Genomic DNA, 17,136 nt, shown 5'->3' on the forward strand with positions numbered 1-17,136 from the left:
CCCCGGGACCGCCGCGTTCTCTCTGCTCTCCCCTCTTTTCTGAAAGGCTCCGGATGCTCCACGCACGACTCGAGGTCGACCCCGGCACCGCGATCGGGCCCGTTCCCCGTCGCATCTTCGGCACCTTCGTCGAGCACATGGGCCGGAGCGTCTACGAAGGCATCTACGAGCCCGGGCACCCCACCGCGGATGCGGCCGGGTTCCGCGGCGACGTGCTCGCCCTCGTGCAGGAGCTCGGTGCCACCACGGCGCGCTACCCGGGCGGCAACTTCGTCTCCGGCTACCGCTGGGAGGACGGCGTCGGCCCGGTCGCGTCGCGCCCCGTGCGGCTCGACGCCGCCTGGCACTCGGTCGAGACCAACGAGGTCGGGCTGCACGAGTTCGCCCGCTGGGCATCCGATGCCGGGCTCGAGCTGATGTACGCCGTGAACCTCGGCACCCGCGGCATCGCCGAGGCGGCCGACGTGCTCGAGTACGCCAACCACCCCGGCGGAACCGCGCTCTCCGAGCGCCGGGCGGCCGACGGCACGCCCGAGCCCTTCGGCATCCGTCTGTGGTGCCTCGGCAACGAGGTCGACGGCCCGTGGCAGATCGGTCACAAGACCGCCGAGGAGTACGGCCGCCTCGCCGCCGAGTCGGCGCGGCTGATGAAGTTCATCGACCCGACGGTCGAGCTCGTGGCCGCCGGCTCCTCCAACGCCGAGATGCCGAGCTTCGGCGAGTGGGAGCGCACCGTGCTGCGCCACACCGCGGGGCTCGTCGACCACATCTCGCTGCACGCGTACTACGAGGAATGGGACGGCGACGTCGACAGCTTCCTCGCCTCCGGCGCCGGCCTCGATCGCTACATCGCCACCGTCGCCGCCATCATCGACGAGGTCGCCGCCGAGACCGGCGCGGCCCCGGTGGGCATCAGCGTCGACGAGTGGAACGTCTGGTACCAGCGCCGCTGGAACGAGATCGACAAGCCGCGCGTGATGAACGGCGACTGGCCCGCGCATCCGCGGCTCATCGAGGACGAGTACTCGGTGACGGATGCGGTGGTCGTGGGTTCGCTGCTCATCTCGCTGCTGCGCAACGCCGACCGCGTCTCGATGGCCAACCTGGCTCAGCTCGTGAACGTGATCGCCCCCATCCGGAGCGAGCCGAACGGCCCCGCCTGGCGGCAGACCACCTTCTTCCCGTTCCAGCTGACGGCGGCGCTCGCCTCGGGGCAGGTGGTGCGGCCTTCGGTCGCGTCGCCGCGCTACGAGACGGCGAAGTACGGCGCTGTCGAGGTTCTCGACACCGTCGCGACGGTCGACGACTCCGGCACCGTCACGCTCTTCGCCGTGAACCGCTCGGCAACCGAGGAGCTCGCGCTCGAGGCCCTGCTGCCCGGCGCCGGCCTGCGGCTGCAGCGCGCGTCGACCCTCGGCGTGCCCGAGGGCGGCGACCGCCACACGAGCAACACGGCGACGGAGCAGCCCGTGGCGCCGCGCGAGCTCGCCGGCGTGACGATCACACCCTCACCCGACGGGGCGTCGAGCCTCGTCGGCGCAACCCTTCCCGCGCTCTCCTGGACGGTCTTCGTCTTCGGCGCGGCATCCGACCCTTCCCACTCCGACGAAACGGTGGCATCCCGTGGCTGACTTCGAGATCGGCGAGGAGCACTTCCTTCTCGACGGCGAACCCTTCCGCATCCTGGCTGGTGCACTGCACTACTTCCGGGTGCATCCCGACCAGTGGCGCGACCGCATCCGCAAGGCCAAGGAGATGGGGCTCAACACCATCGAGACCTACGTGGCCTGGAACGCGCACGCGCGCACCGAGGGCGAGTTCGACCTCAGCGGCGGTCTCGACCTCGGCCGCTTCCTCGACGACGTGGCCGCCGAGGGCATGTACGCCATCGTGCGCCCCGGCCCCTACATCTGCGCCGAGTGGGACAACGGCGGACTGCCGGCCTGGCTCTTCGCCCAGGAGGGAGTCGGCGTGCGGCGCGACGAGCCGAAGTACCTGGCCGCCGTCGACACCTTCTTCGAGCAGATCGCCCCCGTGATCGTGCCCCGGCAGATCGACCGCGGTGGGCCCATCATCCTCGTGCAGATCGAGAACGAGTACGGCGCCTACGGCTCCGACAAGGTCTACCTGCAGAAGCTCGTCGACCTCAACCGCCGCATCGGGCTCACGGTGCCGTTCACCACGGTCGACCAGCCCACCGACCAGATGCTGCAGGACGGCAGCCTGCCGAGCCTGCACAAGACCGGGTCGTTCGGCTCGCGCGCCACCGAGCGTCTCGCCACGCTGCGGGCCAACCAGCCCACCGGTCCGCTGATGTGCTCGGAGTTCTGGGACGGCTGGTTCGACTTCTGGGGTGCGCACCACCACACCACCTCGGTCGCGCAGGCCGCCGCGGACCTCGACGACCTGCTCTCGGCGGGCGCATCCGTGAACATCTACATGTTCCACGGCGGAACGAACTTCGGCTTCACCAACGGCGCCAACGACAAGGGCGTCTACCAGGCCACCATCACGAGCTACGACTACGACGCCCCGCTCGACGAGGCCGGCAACCCGAACGAGAAGTACTGGGCGTTCCGGTCGGTGCTCGAGAAGCACGGTGCGGTGGTGGGCTCGGCGCAGCCGACGCCCGCCCCGGCTTCGCCGTCGTTCAAGACGCCGCTGACCCGCTCGCTGGGGCTGGCATCCGCCGCCCCCCTCGTGGGCGCCTGGGACTGGTACGACCACCTGCCCACCATGGATGCGATCGGCCGGTGGGACGGGTTCGCCCTCTACCGCGCGGAGATCTCCCTCTCCGGGCCGGGCGTGCTGAGCTTCGGCGAGGTGCGCGACCGCGCCATCGTGACGCTCGACGGCCGGCCGCTCGGCGTGCTCGCGCGCGACCACCACGACGTGTCGATCGCGCTGCCCGACGACGCCCGGGGCGTGCTCGAGCTGCTCGTCGAAGACCAGGGCCGGGTCAACTACGGCCCGCGCATCGGCGAGGCCAAGGGACTCATCGGCGGCGCGCTGCTGAACGGCGAGCCGCTCCTGCGCTGGGAGGTGCTGGGGCTCGACCTCGGCGACATCACTCCGGTGGCGGATGCGCTGCGCGAGGGTTCGGCGGGGGTCACCGAGATCGTCGGTGCGGCCTTCGGTGGACCGGCGTTCGCCTTCGGGGAGTTCGACCTGCCGGCGGGTGCGGCGGACGCATCCGGCGCTCTGCCCGACCTCTACCTCGACACCACCTCGTGGGGCAAGGGCGTGGTCTGGGTCAACGGCTTCAACCTCGGTCGCTACTGGTCGCGCGGTCCGCAGGCGACGCTCTACGTTCCCGGGTCGGCGCTGCGCGCCACCGGCAACGAGATCGTGGTCTTCGAGCTTCACGCGGCCACGGCCTGCGTCGGCTTCGCGCCCCACCACGAACTCGGCCACACCGACTTCTAGGTGGAAGGCCCTGCCCTGGCCCCCGGGGTCAGGGCAGGGGCAGCGGGGAGAGGATGATCTTGCCGCGGTGGGTGCCGGAGAGGCTCGCGACCTGGGCGGCTGCGGCCTCTGCCAGGGGGTAGCGGGCACCGATCTCGACCTCGAAGTCGCCGAGCTCGATCAGTTCGGCGGTCACCCCGTAGGCCTCGGCGCGCAGGGCCTGCTCCTCCTCGGTGAGCGGAACCGGGCTCCCGCCCGCCCATGCCCGGATGCCGAGCTCGGCGGCGCGCGCGCCCACCACGATCGTGCCGATGTCCGAGCGGTCGGCGACGAGCTCGAACGACGTCTCGAGCGCCTCGTCGGTGCCGGCGGCGTCGAGTACACGGTCGATGCCCTCCAGCCCGGCGTGCTCCAGTGCTTCGAGGATGCGCTCCGTCAGCCCTTGCCCGTAGACGACGGGAATCGCGCCCAGCTCGCGCAGGCGCTCCTGGTTGGCCTCGCTCCCCGTGGCGACGACGGAGGCGCCCCAGTCGCGGGCGAACTGCACCGCCGCCTGCCCGACGGCTCCCGACCCGCCGTGCACGAGCAGCGTCGAACCCTGCTCGACGCCGAGCGACCGCAGCGCCTGGTAGGCGGTGCTGGCCGGGATGCCGATCGCCGCCGCCTCGTCCCACCCCACGGCGGCGGGCTTCTGCACCAACTGCCCGGCGGAGGCGACGACGTGGGTCGAGTAGGCGCCGTGCGCGCCGCGCAGGATCACCTCGTCGCCCACCGCCCAGTCGCTCACGCCGGCACCGACCTCGACCACGATGCCCGCCGCATCCGACCCCGGTACACGCGGTGCGGCGATCGGGCTGCTCTTGCGCAGCCCCGACCGCAGCTTGGAATCGATCGGGTTCACCCCGATGGCCCGGGTCTCCACGACCACACCGCCGGCCGGCGCGGCGGGCGTCGGCACCTCCACGAACTCGAGCACCTCGGGGCCGCCGAACTCCCGGTACTGCACCTGCCATGTCATGCTGCCCATGCTAATCAGGGCGGGGCCCCCGTCGCCCGAGTGTGACGCCCCGCGCGGGCCGGGTCGTACGGCGGGGGCCGGGGAGCATCAGCACCAGGCCGAGGGCGAGGCAGCCGCCGAGGGAGACGATGTTGCCCAGGGCGTCGAGGGGCGCCAGCGACTCGAGGTGGGCCAGGTGGTAGGCGAGGTGGGGGACGCCGAAGACGGTCCAGGCCACGCCCACCGCGCGGGCGGCATCCGGTGTGCGCGAGAAGATCGCCGCCACGCTGGCGCCGGCCAGGGCGAGGTAGAGCGCGCCGACGTCGCGGATGAGGTGCTCGTTGAAGGGGCCGTCGACGGCGATCCAGATGCGCCCGAGGCCCGGGAAGGCGTCGTAGAACTCCCGGGGCCAGAAGGCCGCCCAGGCTCCCACGAAGAGCCCGATGGCGGCGGTGACGGCGAGGATGATGCGGCGTGCGGTCATGGTCATGCTGCTGTGACGACGCAGCGCGCGCCGGTGTGAGGTGACCGCACGGTGCGGCGGCGCGGGCGGTGTGACGGGAGGCGCGGGGCCGCGGGATACTGGAGAAGTGACCACCGCGATCGGGCTCGACGACTTCCAGCGCGAGCGGCCGCGGCTCACCGGCATCGCGTTCCGGATGCTCGGCACGCTCGCCGACGCCGAGGACGCCGTGCAGGAGTCCTACCTGCGCTGGCACGGGCTCGGTGAGGCCGAGCGCGCCGGTATCGTCTCGCCCGCCGCCTGGCTCACGCGGGTCGTGAGCCGCATCTGCCTCGACCTGCTGGGGAGTGCGCGGGCGCGCCGCGAGCGGTACGTGGGCGAGTGGCTGCCGGAGCCGGTGCCCGTGGGGCCCGGCGGGGGAATGTTCGCTGCGGCAGGAGCATCCGTGGCCCTGGCCGACCCGCTCGAACGCGTGGCGCTCGACGAGTCGGTGAGCACGGCGTTGCTCGTGGTGCTCGAGTCGCTCACGCCCGCCGAGCGCGTGGTGTTCGTGCTGCACGAGGTGTTCGCGGTGCCGTTCGGCGAGATCGCCGAGGTGGTGGGGCGGTCATCGGATGCGTGCCGCCAGCTGGCGACGTCGGCCCGCCGCCACGTGCGCGAGGGTCGGGCCACAGCCGCCCCGGCCGCCCAGCACGATGAGGTGGTGCGAGCCTTCGTGGCGGCGGCCGGGGGAGGAGACCTCGCGGCGCTCCTGGCGTTGCTCGACCCGAGCGTCGAGCTGCGCTCGGACGGTGGCGGGTTCGTGTCCGCGGCGCGGAAGCCAGTGGTGGGCGCCCTCAACGTGGCGCGATTCCTGCTGGGCATCGCGGAGAAGAACCCGCACGCCGAGCTCGCCGAGCGGGTCACGGCCGACGGCGTCGTGCTCACCTTCGCCTACGGTGGAGTGGTGGCGGGCGTCATCACGCTCGGGGTCGCGGCGGGTGCGCCCAGCCAGCCCACCGCATCTGGTGCCGGCATCGCGGGCGAGCCCGCCGCACCCGGTGCCGGCGTGGTCGAGGCGCCCGCCGCATCCGGCCCTCGTATCTCCGAGGTCTGGATCATGATGAACCCCGAGAAGCTCACCCTCTGGCGGTGACGGCGTGCGCTGAGCTTCGTCACCCGATGTAGTCGTGCAGAGCCTCCTCCACGGTCGGCGACACCGAATTGGGGCCACCCAGCACGACGATGTGGCTCGGCTTGAGTCGCGACAACTCAGCAGCGACGGCAGCGGGAATGCCGTCCGAGGTCACGAGCAGAACCGGCGCACCATTGGCGATCGCCGCCGCGGAACCGGAGAGTGCGTCCGGGTACACCAAGCCGCATGCGACATAGACGACCTTTGGGTTTGATGCGAACCCCGCGGCGGAGACGGCCGCGGAGACCTCGAAGCGATCAGCCCCGGTGATGCGCGTGGTGTTGCTCTGGATGGTGGTGAGGGTGTCTATCACGGTCTGGCTGATGGAGTTGGGACCACCGAGCACGACGATCCTTGTCGGGTTGAGCCGTCGCAACTCTGCCTCCACTGAGGTTGGCAGGGCGTCCCTTCCGGTCAGGAGAACCGGGCCGCCGAGCTTGCCCGCCGCCGCAGAACCGGAAAGGGCATCGGGGAACGTCGCGCCGGCCGCAATATAGGCGATCGGGCGTGAGGTGCCGAAGACAGCGTGCGAGACCGCAGCCGACACGTCGAACCGGTCGGCACCTCCGATGCGGCTCACGTTAGCCGAGTAGTTCCCTAATGCGCTCTCGACTGAGGAATCGATCGTCGCCGTGCCGCCCAAGACGACGATACGCGCCGGCTTCAACCTCGTGAGCTCCGTGGCGATGGCATCAGGGATCCGGTCTTTCTGCACCAGTAGCACGGGTCCGCCCTCAGCGCCTGCTGCCGCAGAGGCGGACAGCGCGTCGCTGAACACACCGCCCGAAGCGACGTAGACCACGGGTGCCGGTGCTGTGAACTGCCCGCGCGACACGGCCGCGGACACCTCGTATCGGTCAGCCCCTTCGATCCTTGATACCGTCGGACTCGCCGCATACATTTCGATCTGAACACCCTCGCTGAAGAGGATCTTGTGGCTCGATGTGTCCGCTGCGATGAAATTGGGCTCTATCTGCGAGGGGAACGACGCGACGAGCGCAAGTGATTCGCTGTCGAACATGGAGATCCTGGATGTCCCGTTGGATGCATAGATTGCGCCCGCATCGGCAGCGATCGTCCTGGCAATATGGAAAGCCTGAGTTTGGCCCGTCGATGCCAGAGTCTGTGCGTCATAGCGACTTATGAAGTTCTCGGCACCGACGAGAAGACTGGCGCCGGTGACGGCAAGAACCTGTGGTTCGCCAGCTGTGAGCACCGACCGCTGAGAACCGTCCCTGCCATACGCGTGCACCGTCGTGTCCGCCCACGTGCCGAGAAACGCAGTGTGGGAGGCGCTGTCGACCACGATCGTTTTGAATCCGTACGCGACCGCAGTGTTCGTCCATGAACCATTTCGAAGGTCCACTCGCGAGAGGGTTTTCTGTTTGTCCGTCACGTAGGCGAAGTCTCCATCTATGGCGACGTACAAACTCGCATCCTCAGCGCCCGATCCGAGTACCTGGAGGACGGTATTGGCGGTGGCGGACTGCGGATCGACATCGACCAAGGCGATCGAAGGACCGTTGTTGCCACCGACGATCAAGCGGTGCGAGCTGACGTCGATGTCGACGGTAGTGAGCGAGGGAAACGGGATGTCGATCGACGCAATCGGCGAAAAAGTGGCGCCTGCAATGTTCAGAACCCGAACCTTCGTACCGTCGAGGACGTAGCCGCGGTGCGTCGTGGGGTCGATGACCATCGATGGTCTGAGGCCGGAACCGATCATCGTCGTGTCAAGGTAATCGACGCGGATGTTCCGGGAGCCTAATGCGACTGCTGCGGAACCCGGGGCAATCGCGGCCGTGGCGGCCAGAGCGATGCAGCCGACCAGTGTCACCAAGGCGCGAGAAAAACGAGTATGGGTCATAAAACAGTGAGTATAGATCGAATATGATAGATCATCAACTCAGGTGCAGGCTTCGATAGCGCACCGCCCAGCTGACCCGTCGTTGTCGAAGCGGCAGCACGGCGCGTTTGGCCCCGCGCCGGGCGTGAATGCTAGTCGGTGCCGGAGTCGAAGGCGGCGCCCTCGGAGGCCGCGTCGGTGGCGCGCTCGAGCGCGTCTTCGGCGGCGGAGACGGGAGCGCCGTCGACCGCGAAGATGCTGTCGGCTTCGCCCTCTTCGAGCTGCCCCACGAGCGCCGCGGTGGCGCCGCCCACGATGCCGGCCGCCGCGTACTGCTCGAGGCGGGCGCGGGAGTCGGCGATGTCGAGGTTGCGCATGGTGAGCTGGCCGATGCGGTCGTCGGGGCCGAAGGCGGCGTCGCCGACGCGCTCCATCGAGAGCTTGTCGGGGTGGTAGCTGAGGTGCGGGCCCGTGGTGTCGAGGATCGTGTAGTCGTCTCCGCGGCGGAGCTTGAGTGTGACCTCGCCGGTGACGGCCGAGCCGACCCAGCGCTGGATGGACTCGCGCAGCATGAGCGATTGCGGGTCGAGCCAGCGTCCCTCGTACATCAGGCGGCCGAGGCGGCGCCCCTCGGCGTGGTAGTTGGCCAGGGTGTCCTCGTTGTGGATGGCGTTCAGCAGGCGCTCGTAGGCGATGTGCAGCAGGGCCATGCCCGGGGCCTCGTAGATGCCGCGGCTCTTCGCCTCGATGATGCGGTTCTCGATCTGGTCGGAGACGCCCAGGCCGTGGCGGCCGCCGATCGCGTTGGCCTCGAGCACGAGGGCGACGGCATCCGGGAACTCCTGGCCGTTGAGGGCGACCGGGCGACCGGCCTCGAAGCGCACGGTCACGACCTCGGTCTCGACGACGACGTCGTCGCGCCAGGCGGCGACGCCCATGATGGGCTCCACGATCTCCAGGCCTGAGCTGAGCTCCTCGAGGCGCTTGGCCTCGTGGGTGGCGCCCCAGATGTTGGCGTCGGTGGAGTAGGCCTTCTCGGTGGCGTCGCGGTAGGGGAAGCCGCGGGCGACGAGCCACTCGCTCATCTCGGTGCGGCCGCCCAGCTCGTTCACGAAGGAGGAGTCGAGCCACGGCTTGTAGACGCGCAAGCGGGGGTTGGCCAGCAGGCCGTAGCGGTAGAACCGCTCGATGTCGTTGCCCTTGTAGGTGCTGCCGTCGCCCCAGATGTCGACGCCGTCTTCTTTCATGGCTCGCACGAGCAGGGTGCCGGTGACGGCGCGGCCGAGCGGGGTGGTGTTGAAGTAGGTCTTGCCGCCGGAGCGGATGTGGAACGCGCCGCAGGCGAGGGCGACGAGGCCCTCTTCGACGAGGGCGGCCTTCGCGTCGACGAGCCGCGCGATCTCGGCGCCGTACTCGCGGGCGCGGCCGGGGACGGCATCGATGTCGGGCTCGTCGTACTGGCCGATGTCGGCGGTGTAGGTGCAGGGCACCGCGCCCTTCTCGCGCATCCACGCCACCGCGCAGGAGGTGTCGAGACCTCCGGAGAAGGCGATGCCGACGCGCTCGCCGACGGGGAGGCTGCTGAGAACTTTGGACATGCCTTCGATCCTACGAGATGCCCGCCGTTCCCTCCGACGCGGGCCTCCCGTCGCGCGAGGGCTCATGCCAAGGAGGCCGCCTCGACGAGTCGATCCATCGCTCTCGTGGCCTTGGTGAGCTGCGCCTTCGTGACGGCGTCGTGCCCGTAGGCTGCGCGGGACTTCAGATTCAGCAGCTCGTGGAGCAGTCGCGCCGATTCCGGATCGACTCGACGCAGATGCGTCACGGCTTCGGCATGATTTCCGCTTCTCCAGTAGTGCCCGAGGCTTCGAAGGCAGATGACGTCGGATGCTGCGATACCCGCGTGAACGCAGAGAGTGACGACCACATCGATCAGTTCGTCATCGTCGTCGACCACCGTGCGGATGACGTTGACGGCCTCATGGAACTGGTGCAGTTTGGCTCGGCGGCCGGCCACGGATCGTGGATCGCGATCGATTCTGCCCACGTCACGCCGCTTCGCGCAGCAGTCTTCGGAAATCGCCCACGGTTCCCGTGATGGCGATGCCGTCCCGCATGATGTCGGTGAAGACGCGTTGGCTTCTCATGGCGCTGATCTCTTCTTCGCCGTAGATCAGCGCGCTCGCCGTGTTTCCGGTGAGCGCGGTGATCTCCCTCATGAACTCCTGGGCCTCGCCTTCGAAGACGTCGTCCGAGCTGCCACGGCGCCGGAGGAGGAACACGTCGATGTCGCTGTCCTCGCGCATCTCTCCCCGCGCGGCCGAGCCGAAGAGCGCGGAGTAGGCGGGCTCTTCGGTGAAGATCTGAGAGGACCGCGCCCGCAGGGTCTCGACGAACAGGCGTCGGGCGTTCACCATCTCGATGATCATCGGCGCCAGAAGGTGGCTCGTATTCATCGAGTAGATTCTCGTGCGCCCGATGGATTGCGAGAGGACGATACCCTGCCGGACCAGCCGCTCCAGCGTCTCTCGTGTGCCCGTATAGGACCTGCCGATCGAGCGGGCCAGCGCGGCGGCATCCAGCGGTTCACCGTTCGCTCGCGTCACCGTGTCGAGCACCAGAGCATCGAGGGTGGGAACCAGCACGGCCAGTGGATTCTGCAGTTGCATCGGGCGCCTCAGAGACAGTTAGTGATGAAATATCAGCATACGGCACTAAATACTCAAAGCAAACACTAAAAAGCGAGTTCCATCACGACACGGCGGTCAGGGCTTGAGGGGAGCAGGCGGCGTGAGCTCGTCGACCACGAGGAGGTCGCGGCGGAAGTGGCCGGTGCGGTAGGCCGCGCGCCCGATCATGTGCGCCGAGACCGGCGCCGTGAGGCTCTGGAAGAACACGATCGCCAGGGCGAGCGTCACGGTGCCCACCGAGGGGTTCGTCACGGCCACGTCGGCCACGATGGCGATGATGCCGAGGATCTGCGGCTTCGTCGCCGCGTGCAGCCGCGACAGCACGTCGGGAAAACGGATGAGGCCCACCCCGGCCGCGAAGCACATCAGCGCCGCGAGCAGCACGAGCACCGCGGTGATCACCCCGCGGGTGTCGAGGGCGAAGCCGAGGTTCGCGACGGCGTCGGCGGGGGTCATGTGTCGTCCCTCGAGGACATGAAGCGGGCGACGCTGACCGAGCCCACGATGCCGAACAGGGCCAGCCCGAGCAGCACCGGCAGGGTGTCGGTGTGCCGGTTGATGGCCATCTCGGCGCCGATCGCGCACATCGCGGTGGCCACGAGCACGTCGGAGGCGATGATGCGGTCGAGGGCCGACGGCCCGCGGATGATGCGGTACAGCGCTCCGACCGCCCCGGCGGCGAACAGGGCGCCGGCGATGATGATGACGACGATCACGGCTCGCTCCTCTCGGTGGAATCGGCGGGGCCGGCCGGCTCGGCGGCGCCGGCCGCCGTCGGCACCTCCGGCACGACCGGCGCCGAGGCCCGCGCCCCCTCCGGGTCGTCCCGCAGCCGCGCCAGGTCGTCGGCCGAGCCCCCGGCCAGGATGAGCCGCCGCTCCACCGCCAGCACCCCGCGCTTGAGCGCCGGGACATCCGCGGCCGATCGCACGTTCAGCGCGTGCAGGTACAGGGTCGCGTTCTCGCGGTCGAGGTCGAGCACGATCGACCCGGGCACGAGCGACACCGCCTCGGCGGTGAAGGTCATCACGAGGTCGGACCGCGTGCGCAGCGCCACCGCGATGATCGCGTTCGACGGCCGGTACCAGGGGCTCACGGCGGTCCACGCGATCTGCAGCGACGCCACCACGATGTCGCCGAGCAGCCGCACCGCGAACACGAGCGCGAACCACGGGTTCAGCCGCCCCGACAGCCGCACGGCCGGCAGGTAGAACGTCACCGACACGAGCAGCCCGAGCACCACGCCGGTGACGAGCGCGAGCCAGGTGAACTGCCCCCAGAGCAGCATCCACAGCAGCACGAGCCCGAGAAACGGCACGAGCCCGCTCGCGATCAGAGCCCGGATGCGCCGCGGCGCCCGTCCGGGCCCGCCTGCTCCCGCGGCCTGGCCCGTCGCATCCGGACCGCCCATCGGCTCCTCCCCGCTCACGGCGCACCTCCCGGGAACACCGAGTCGACGTACTGCTCCGGCGTCGACACGTTCACGGCCGCCCGCTGTGCGAGCTCGAACAGCGGCCCCGCGAACACCGTGAGGCACAGCGTCAGCGCGATCAGCCCCGTGGTCGCCCCCACCATGAGCTTGGAGGTGCCCGTCGCGGTGGCGACGCCCGTCGCGGTGCCGTTCACCGCATCCGGGCTCTCCTGCAGCGACTCGATCATGGGCGAGCTGTAGCCCTCCACGTCGGCGGCGGGCCGCCAGAACGCCATGTTCCACACCCGCATGAGCGCGTAGAGCGTGAGCAGAGAGGTGACCGCTCCGGCCGCCAGCAGGGCGTACACGAGCGGCGAGGGGCTCTCGGCCCCGGCCTCGAACAGCCCGACCTTGCCGAGGAAGCCCGAGAACGGCGGGATGCCGCCGAGGTTGAGTGCCCCGATGAAGAACAGCACCGCGACGTAGGGAGCCTTCTTGAGCAGCCCCCCGAGCCGCGTGATCGACGTCGCGCGCCCCACCCGCTCGATCAGCCCCACCACCAGGAACAGCGCCGTCTGCACCATGATGTGGTGCACGATGTAGTAGATCGTGGCCCCGGTGGCGAGCTCGGTGCCGATCGCGACGCCGAAGATCATGTAGCCGATGTGGCTCACGAGCGTGAACGAGAGCAGCCTCTTCACGTCGGCCTGCGCGAGGGCGCCCAGGATGCCGATCAGCATCGTGAGCCCGCCCACGATCAGCAGCGGGACGGTCAGCGGAACGTCGAAGAACAGCAGCTTGTCGGTGCGGATGATGGCGTACACGCCGACCTTCGTCAGCAAGCCGGCGAAGACGGCGGTGACGGGCGCCGGCGCCGTCGGGTACGAATCCGGCAACCAGAACGACAGCGGGAACACGGCCGCCTTCACGGCGAAGCCGATCAGCAGCGCCGCGCACAGGATCACCTGCACGTCGAGGGGCAGGGCCCGGATGCGGTCCGACAGCAGCGCCATGGTCACGGTTCCGGTGGCCCCGTAGATGAGCGCGATCGCCCCGAGGAACAGCAGCGACGACACCAGGCTCACCACGATGTAGGTCACGCCGGCCCGGATGCGCGCGCCGGTTCCGCCGAGGGTCAGCAGCACGTAGCTGGCCGCGAGCAGCATCTCGAAGCCCACGTACATGTTGAAGAGGTCGCCTGCGATGAAGGCGTCGAACAGTCCGGCCGAGAGGATGAGGTAGGTGGGGTGGAAGATCGACACCGGGGTGTCGCGGTCGCGGTCGGCGATGCCCTGGCCGACGGCGAAGATGAGAACGCCCAGCAGCATCAGCGCCGAGACCACCACCATGATCGCCGAGAGCCGGTCGACCACGAGCACGATGCCGAACGGCGGCTCCCAGCCGCCCACCTTCACCACGAACGGGGTGTCGCTGTGGTCGACGAGTACGAGCAGCACGGCGGCCGCCGCGGTCACGAGGGTGAGCGCCGAGACGCTGATCACGATCTGCACCCGCGGGTAGCGGCCGAGGATGAGGGTGACGGCCGCTCCGACGAGCGGGATGATCACGAGCAGGGGCACGAGGGCGTTCATCGCATCACGTCCCTGTCGTGCTCGGAGGGCTCGCCGCCGGGCGGCGGGGCATCCTCGTCGGCGCCGTCCCCGGCCTCTTCGAGCACGTGCCGCACTGCCTCGTCGTCGTCTTCGAGCCCGGCGTGGAAGGCCAGCGCGGCGTCGGCTTCGGCGGCATCCTGCTCCTCTTCGTCGCTCATCACGTCGTCGCCCTCGTCGCCGAGGTTCGACAGCCACCAGGAGCGGTAGATGAGGGCGAGGATGAACGCGGTCACCCCGAAATTGATCACGATCGCCGTGAGCATGAGCACCTGCGGCACCGGGTCGACCATGCCGGACCCGCCCGGCCCGCTCGAGCCGTCGACGATGGGCGAGTCGCCCGAGCGCCCCGACATGAGGAAGATGAGCAGGTTCGTGGCGTTGCCGACGAGCAGGAAGCCGATCAGGATGCGCGTCAGGCTGCGCTCGAGCATCACGTAGACGCCGGTGCCGTAGAGCACCGCCATCAGCACGACCAGGGTGAGGGAGGCGCTCACGGGGCACCCCCGCTCGCCACGCGGGTGCTGGGCCCGCTCGTGTCGCTGCCGGCCACGCGCCCGCGGGTGGCGGCCTCGTCGGCCGTGACGGAGTGGTCGTCGGGGGCTGCGTCGACGTCGTCCTCCGCCTGCTGCCGGTCGACCTCGCCGCCGAGGGCGCGGAGGATGTCGAGCACCACGCCGATCACCACGAGGTAGACGCCGATGTCGAAGATGGTGGAGGTGCCGAACGAGACGTATCCGAGCAGCGGCACGTCGGCGGAGAAATAGGCCGACTGGAGGATCTCGCCGCCGAAGAAGAGCGAGCCGAGCGCCGTTCCCGTGGCCAGCAGCATGCCGGCCCCGAGCAGCACACCGGGGCCGATCGGCAGGGTCTCGCCGAGCTCGTAGCGGCCGCCGGCCAGGTAGCGGGCGATGAGCGCGAGACCGGCCAGGATGCCTGCGGCGAAGCCGCCTCCGGGCGCGTTGTGCCCTGCGAACAGCAGGAAGATCGACACGACGATCGCGGGGTGGAACACGAGCCGCACCAGCACCTCGAGGATGAGCGAGCGGTTCTCGGGCGAGAGCGTGCGGCCGCCGAGGAGCCAGGAGTGCTGCCGCTCGTCGGGCGTCTCCACCGAGGTGTGCGGGTCGTCGACCAGCCGGGCGCGGGCCCGGCCCTGGCGGCGTCCGCGGGACTCGCGCAGCCGCGGCACGGTGAAGTTGCGCCCGGTCACGAAGATGAGGCTCGCGACGCCGGTGGCCACGACCACGAGCACCGAGAGCTCGTTCATGGTGTCCCAGGCGCGGATGTCGACGAGCATCACGTTCACGACATTGGCGCCGTGGCCCTGCTCCACGGCGAGCCGCGCGAGCTCTTCGCCGAGGCCGCCGGCCTGCCGGGCGCCGAGCGCGATGAAGCCCACGAGCCCCATCGTCACGCCCACGAGGGTGCCGATGAGGATGCGCCAGCCCTTGCGCACGGGCTTGTTGTGCTGCGCGATCTTCACCGGCAGGCGGCGCAGCACGAGCACGAACACGACGATGGTGACGCTCTCGACGAGCGCCTGGGTGAGCGCGAGGTCGGGGGCGCCGTGGAAGGCGAAGAGCACGACGAGCCCGAAGCCGGTGGCGCCCACGAGCAGCACCGCGGCGAGGCGGTGGGCGGCGCGGGCCGCCATCACGGCGGCCACCGCCATCGCGAGGGCCACGAACACCTGCGCCGGGTAGTCCCAGGCCACGAGCTCGGTGGGCCAGGTGCGGTTGAGCGCGGTCGCGGCGCCCAGGCACAGCACGAAGACGAGCAGGATGGTGCCGATGTACTGCGGCAGGCCGCCCTTCTGCGCGAACACCGTGACTTCGGCGGCGAGGCGGTCGACCGCGCGCACGATCGACCAGTAGCCGCGCGAGGCGTCGATGAGCGGGGGCACGGCCTTCTGCAGCCGCGCGACGGTCTTGCGGAGGGCGAAGAGGCCGAGGCCGGCTGCGATCACGAGGGCCGAGATGCCGAGTGCCGGCTCGAAGCCGTGCCAGAGTGCGAGGTGGTAGTCGCCGCCGCCGGCGACGGTGTCGGCGTAGCTCTCGAGCGCGTGCCCGAGCGGCGTCGCGAGCAGGCCGCCCGCGATGGTGGCCACGGTGAGCAGCACCGGGGCCACCAGGATGCCGCGGGTGGGCGTGTGGGGCGGATGCGCGGCTGCGAACTCGCGCGCCGCATCCGTCGTCTTGGTGGCGAAAGCGCCCCAGATGAAGCGCGCCGAGTAGGCCACCGTGAGCACCGAGCCGAGCACGACGCCCGCCAGGGCCACCCAGCCCCAGGGATTCGCCGGCGCCTCCGCCGTACCGGCGCCCGCCTCGAGGAAGGCGCTGAGCACGCCCTCCTTGGCCACGAAGCCGAGCAGGGGCGGGATGCCCGCCATCGAGGCGGCCGCGATGACCGCGACCGTGGCGAGCAGCGGTCGGCGGCGGCCGAGGCCGGAGATCTCGCGCAGGTCGCGGGTTCCCTCGTCGTGGTCGACGATGCCCACCACGAGGAAGAGCGTGGACTTGAACAGGGCGTGCGCGAGCAGCAGGGCGGCCCCGGCCAGGGCGGCATCCCGCGAACCGAAGCCCACGACCACGGTGAGGAAGCCGAGCTGGCTCACGGTGCCGTAGGCGAGCAGCAGCTTGAGGTCGTTCTGGCGGAGCGAGCGCCAGGCGCCGAGCAGCATGGTCCAGACGCCGAGGCTTACGAGCAGCGGCGTCCAGCCGGGTGTGTCGGCGAAGCCGGGGGCGAGGCGGGCGATGAGGTAGATGCCGGCCTTCACCATGGCGGCGGCGTGCAGGTAGGCGCTCACCGGGGTGGGGGCGGCCATGGCGGCCGGCAGCCAGAAGTGGAACGGCACGAGCGCCGACTTCGAGAGGGCGCCCACGAGCACGAGCAGCACCGCGGTGGTCACCACCGGCCCGCCGGGCGGGGGATGCTCCACCAGGGCGGCGATCGAGGTGGTGCCCGCCTGCACGGTGAGCAGCACCACGCCCACGAGCATCGCGAGCCCGCCGAAGGTCGTCACGAGCAAGGCCTGCAGGGCGGCACCGCGGCTCTCGCGCCGGTCGGTGTAGTGGCCGATCAGCAGGTAGGAGAGCACGCTCGTGATCTCCCAGAACATGAACATGATGTAGATGTCGTCGGCGGTGACGAGGCCGTACATCGTGCCGGCGAAAGCGAGCAGCAGGGCGGCGAAGCGCCCGAGCTGCGGTTCGCGCGGCGAGAAGTAGCGGGCGCAGTAGATCAGCACGAGGGCGCCGACCCCCGTCACCACGAGGGCCAGCAGCCAGGCGAGCGCGTCGACCCGGAAGCTCAGCGCGATGCCGAGCTGCGGGATCCACGGCACCCGCTCGGTGACGGCATCCCCGTGCAGCACGGCGTCGCTCTGCGTGAGCGTGTAGAAGAACGCGCCGGCCGGCAGCGCCGCGATGAGGTAGAACACCCGGGTCGACAGGATGCGTGTGAGCAGCGGAGTGAGCGCTGAAAGTCCCGCGAACAGCAGCAGGACCAGGATCACGCGGATCTCCTCGTGTCGGGGAG

15 protein-coding genes are annotated in these 17,136 nt (G+C 70.0%); 3 read left to right on the forward strand and 12 right to left on the reverse strand.

Features of this window, described 5'->3' with window-relative positions:
- Positions 1 to 53 precede the first annotated feature (53 nt).
- Positions 54 to 1,631: an alpha-N-arabinofuranosidase gene (locus VD659_RS08225; RefSeq protein ID WP_423260628.1), complete on the forward strand. Its 1,578-nt coding sequence runs from the start codon at positions 54 to 56 to the stop codon at positions 1,629 to 1,631.
- Entirely contained in the window at positions 1,624 to 3,426 is a 1,803-nt protein-coding gene (locus VD659_RS08230) for a glycoside hydrolase family 35 protein (RefSeq protein WP_423260629.1), read from the forward strand. The genes VD659_RS08225 and VD659_RS08230 overlap by 8 nt, the downstream gene beginning before the upstream one ends.
- 28 nt (positions 3,427 to 3,454) lie before the next feature.
- Here VD659_RS08230 and VD659_RS08235 read toward each other — a convergent pair whose 3' ends face one another.
- The gene (locus VD659_RS08235) at positions 3,455 to 4,423 is read right to left on the reverse strand and encodes a quinone oxidoreductase family protein (protein ID WP_423260630.1); all 969 of its coding nucleotides are present in this window, start codon (positions 4,421 to 4,423) and stop codon (positions 3,455 to 3,457) included.
- A 10-nt stretch (positions 4,424 to 4,433) separates the two neighbouring features.
- Positions 4,434 to 4,886: a hypothetical protein gene (locus VD659_RS08240; protein ID WP_423260631.1), complete on the reverse strand. Its 453-nt coding sequence runs from the start codon at positions 4,884 to 4,886 to the stop codon at positions 4,434 to 4,436.
- Between the two features lie 106 nt (positions 4,887 to 4,992).
- Between VD659_RS08240 and sigJ the strand changes: the two genes are divergently transcribed.
- Positions 4,993 to 6,000, forward strand: coding sequence for an RNA polymerase sigma factor SigJ (gene sigJ, locus VD659_RS08245; RefSeq protein ID WP_423260632.1), 1,008 nt, complete (start codon positions 4,993 to 4,995; stop codon positions 5,998 to 6,000).
- A 19-nt stretch (positions 6,001 to 6,019) separates the two neighbouring features.
- Here the strand turns inward: sigJ and VD659_RS08250 are convergent, their stop codons facing one another.
- The 10 genes from VD659_RS08250 to VD659_RS08295 form a co-directional block, all read right to left on the reverse strand.
- Positions 6,020 to 7,906 carry a cell wall-binding repeat-containing protein gene (locus tag VD659_RS08250; protein WP_423260633.1) on the reverse strand — a complete coding sequence of 629 codons (1,887 nt, stop codon included), beginning with the start codon at positions 7,904 to 7,906 and terminating at the stop codon, positions 6,020 to 6,022.
- Positions 7,907 to 8,037: 131 nt separating this feature from the next.
- Positions 8,038 to 9,483, reverse strand: coding sequence for an argininosuccinate synthase (gene argG, locus VD659_RS08255; RefSeq protein WP_423260634.1), 1,446 nt, complete (start codon positions 9,481 to 9,483; stop codon positions 8,038 to 8,040).
- Between the two features lie 62 nt (positions 9,484 to 9,545).
- Positions 9,546 to 9,902, reverse strand: coding sequence for a hypothetical protein (locus VD659_RS08260; RefSeq protein ID WP_423260635.1), 357 nt, complete (start codon positions 9,900 to 9,902; stop codon positions 9,546 to 9,548).
- A 31-nt stretch (positions 9,903 to 9,933) separates the two neighbouring features.
- Positions 9,934 to 10,554, reverse strand: a complete 621-nt coding sequence (locus VD659_RS08265) for a nucleotidyltransferase domain-containing protein (protein WP_423260636.1) — start codon at positions 10,552 to 10,554, stop codon at positions 9,934 to 9,936.
- 96 nt (positions 10,555 to 10,650) lie between these two features.
- On the reverse strand, positions 10,651 to 11,031 hold the full coding sequence (gene mnhG, locus VD659_RS08270) for a monovalent cation/H(+) antiporter subunit G (RefSeq protein ID WP_423260637.1): 381 nt from the start codon (positions 11,029 to 11,031) through the stop codon (positions 10,651 to 10,653).
- Positions 11,028 to 11,291, reverse strand: a complete 264-nt coding sequence (locus VD659_RS08275; RefSeq protein ID WP_137837978.1) for a monovalent cation/H+ antiporter complex subunit F — start codon at positions 11,289 to 11,291, stop codon at positions 11,028 to 11,030. The genes mnhG and VD659_RS08275 overlap by 4 nt, the downstream gene beginning before the upstream one ends.
- A complete protein-coding gene (locus VD659_RS08280; RefSeq protein WP_423260638.1) occupies positions 11,288 to 12,004 on the reverse strand; it encodes a Na+/H+ antiporter subunit E in 717 nt (238 codons plus the stop codon). The genes VD659_RS08275 and VD659_RS08280 overlap by 4 nt, the downstream gene beginning before the upstream one ends.
- Positions 12,001 to 13,578 (reverse strand): Na+/H+ antiporter subunit D, encoded by a 1,578-nt coding sequence (locus VD659_RS08285; protein ID WP_423260639.1) that lies wholly within the window; start codon positions 13,576 to 13,578, stop codon positions 12,001 to 12,003. Before VD659_RS08285 ends, VD659_RS08280 begins: the two co-directional genes overlap by 4 nt.
- A complete protein-coding gene (locus VD659_RS08290) occupies positions 13,575 to 14,093 on the reverse strand; it encodes an NADH-quinone oxidoreductase subunit K (RefSeq protein ID WP_137837981.1) in 519 nt (172 codons plus the stop codon). The genes VD659_RS08285 and VD659_RS08290 overlap by 4 nt, the downstream gene beginning before the upstream one ends.
- Entirely contained in the window at positions 14,090 to 17,113 is a 3,024-nt protein-coding gene (locus VD659_RS08295) for a Na+/H+ antiporter subunit A (RefSeq protein WP_423260640.1), read from the reverse strand. Before VD659_RS08295 ends, VD659_RS08290 begins: the two co-directional genes overlap by 4 nt.
- Between the last annotated feature and the right edge of the window lie 23 nt (positions 17,114 to 17,136).

Source organism: Herbiconiux sp. 11R-BC, from assembly GCF_049472555.1.
Lineage (GTDB): Bacteria > Actinomycetota > Actinomycetes > Actinomycetales > Microbacteriaceae > Herbiconiux.

What these genes read in the sequence shown, in the direction of transcription:
- VD659_RS08225 (WP_423260628.1), top strand. Translation starts at nt 54, where the DNA reads ATGCTCCACGCACGACTCGAGGTCGACCCCGGCACCGCGATCGGGCCC.
- VD659_RS08235 (WP_423260630.1), bottom strand. Translation starts at nt 4,423, where the DNA reads ATGACATGGCAGGTGCAGTACCGGGAGTTCGGCGGCCCCGAGGTGCTC.
- VD659_RS08240 (WP_423260631.1), bottom strand. Translation starts at nt 4,886, where the DNA reads ATGACCGCACGCCGCATCATCCTCGCCGTCACCGCCGCCATCGGGCTC.
- VD659_RS08250 (WP_423260633.1), bottom strand. Translation starts at nt 7,906, where the DNA reads ATGACCCATACTCGTTTTTCTCGCGCCTTGGTGACACTGGTCGGCTGC.
- argG (WP_423260634.1), bottom strand. Translation starts at nt 9,483, where the DNA reads ATGTCCAAAGTTCTCAGCAGCCTCCCCGTCGGCGAGCGCGTCGGCATC.
- VD659_RS08265 (WP_423260636.1), bottom strand. Translation starts at nt 10,554, where the DNA reads ATGCAACTGCAGAATCCACTGGCCGTGCTGGTTCCCACCCTCGATGCT.
- mnhG (WP_423260637.1), bottom strand. Translation starts at nt 11,031, where the DNA reads ATGACCCCCGCCGACGCCGTCGCGAACCTCGGCTTCGCCCTCGACACC.
- VD659_RS08285 (WP_423260639.1), bottom strand. Translation starts at nt 13,578, where the DNA reads ATGAACGCCCTCGTGCCCCTGCTCGTGATCATCCCGCTCGTCGGAGCG.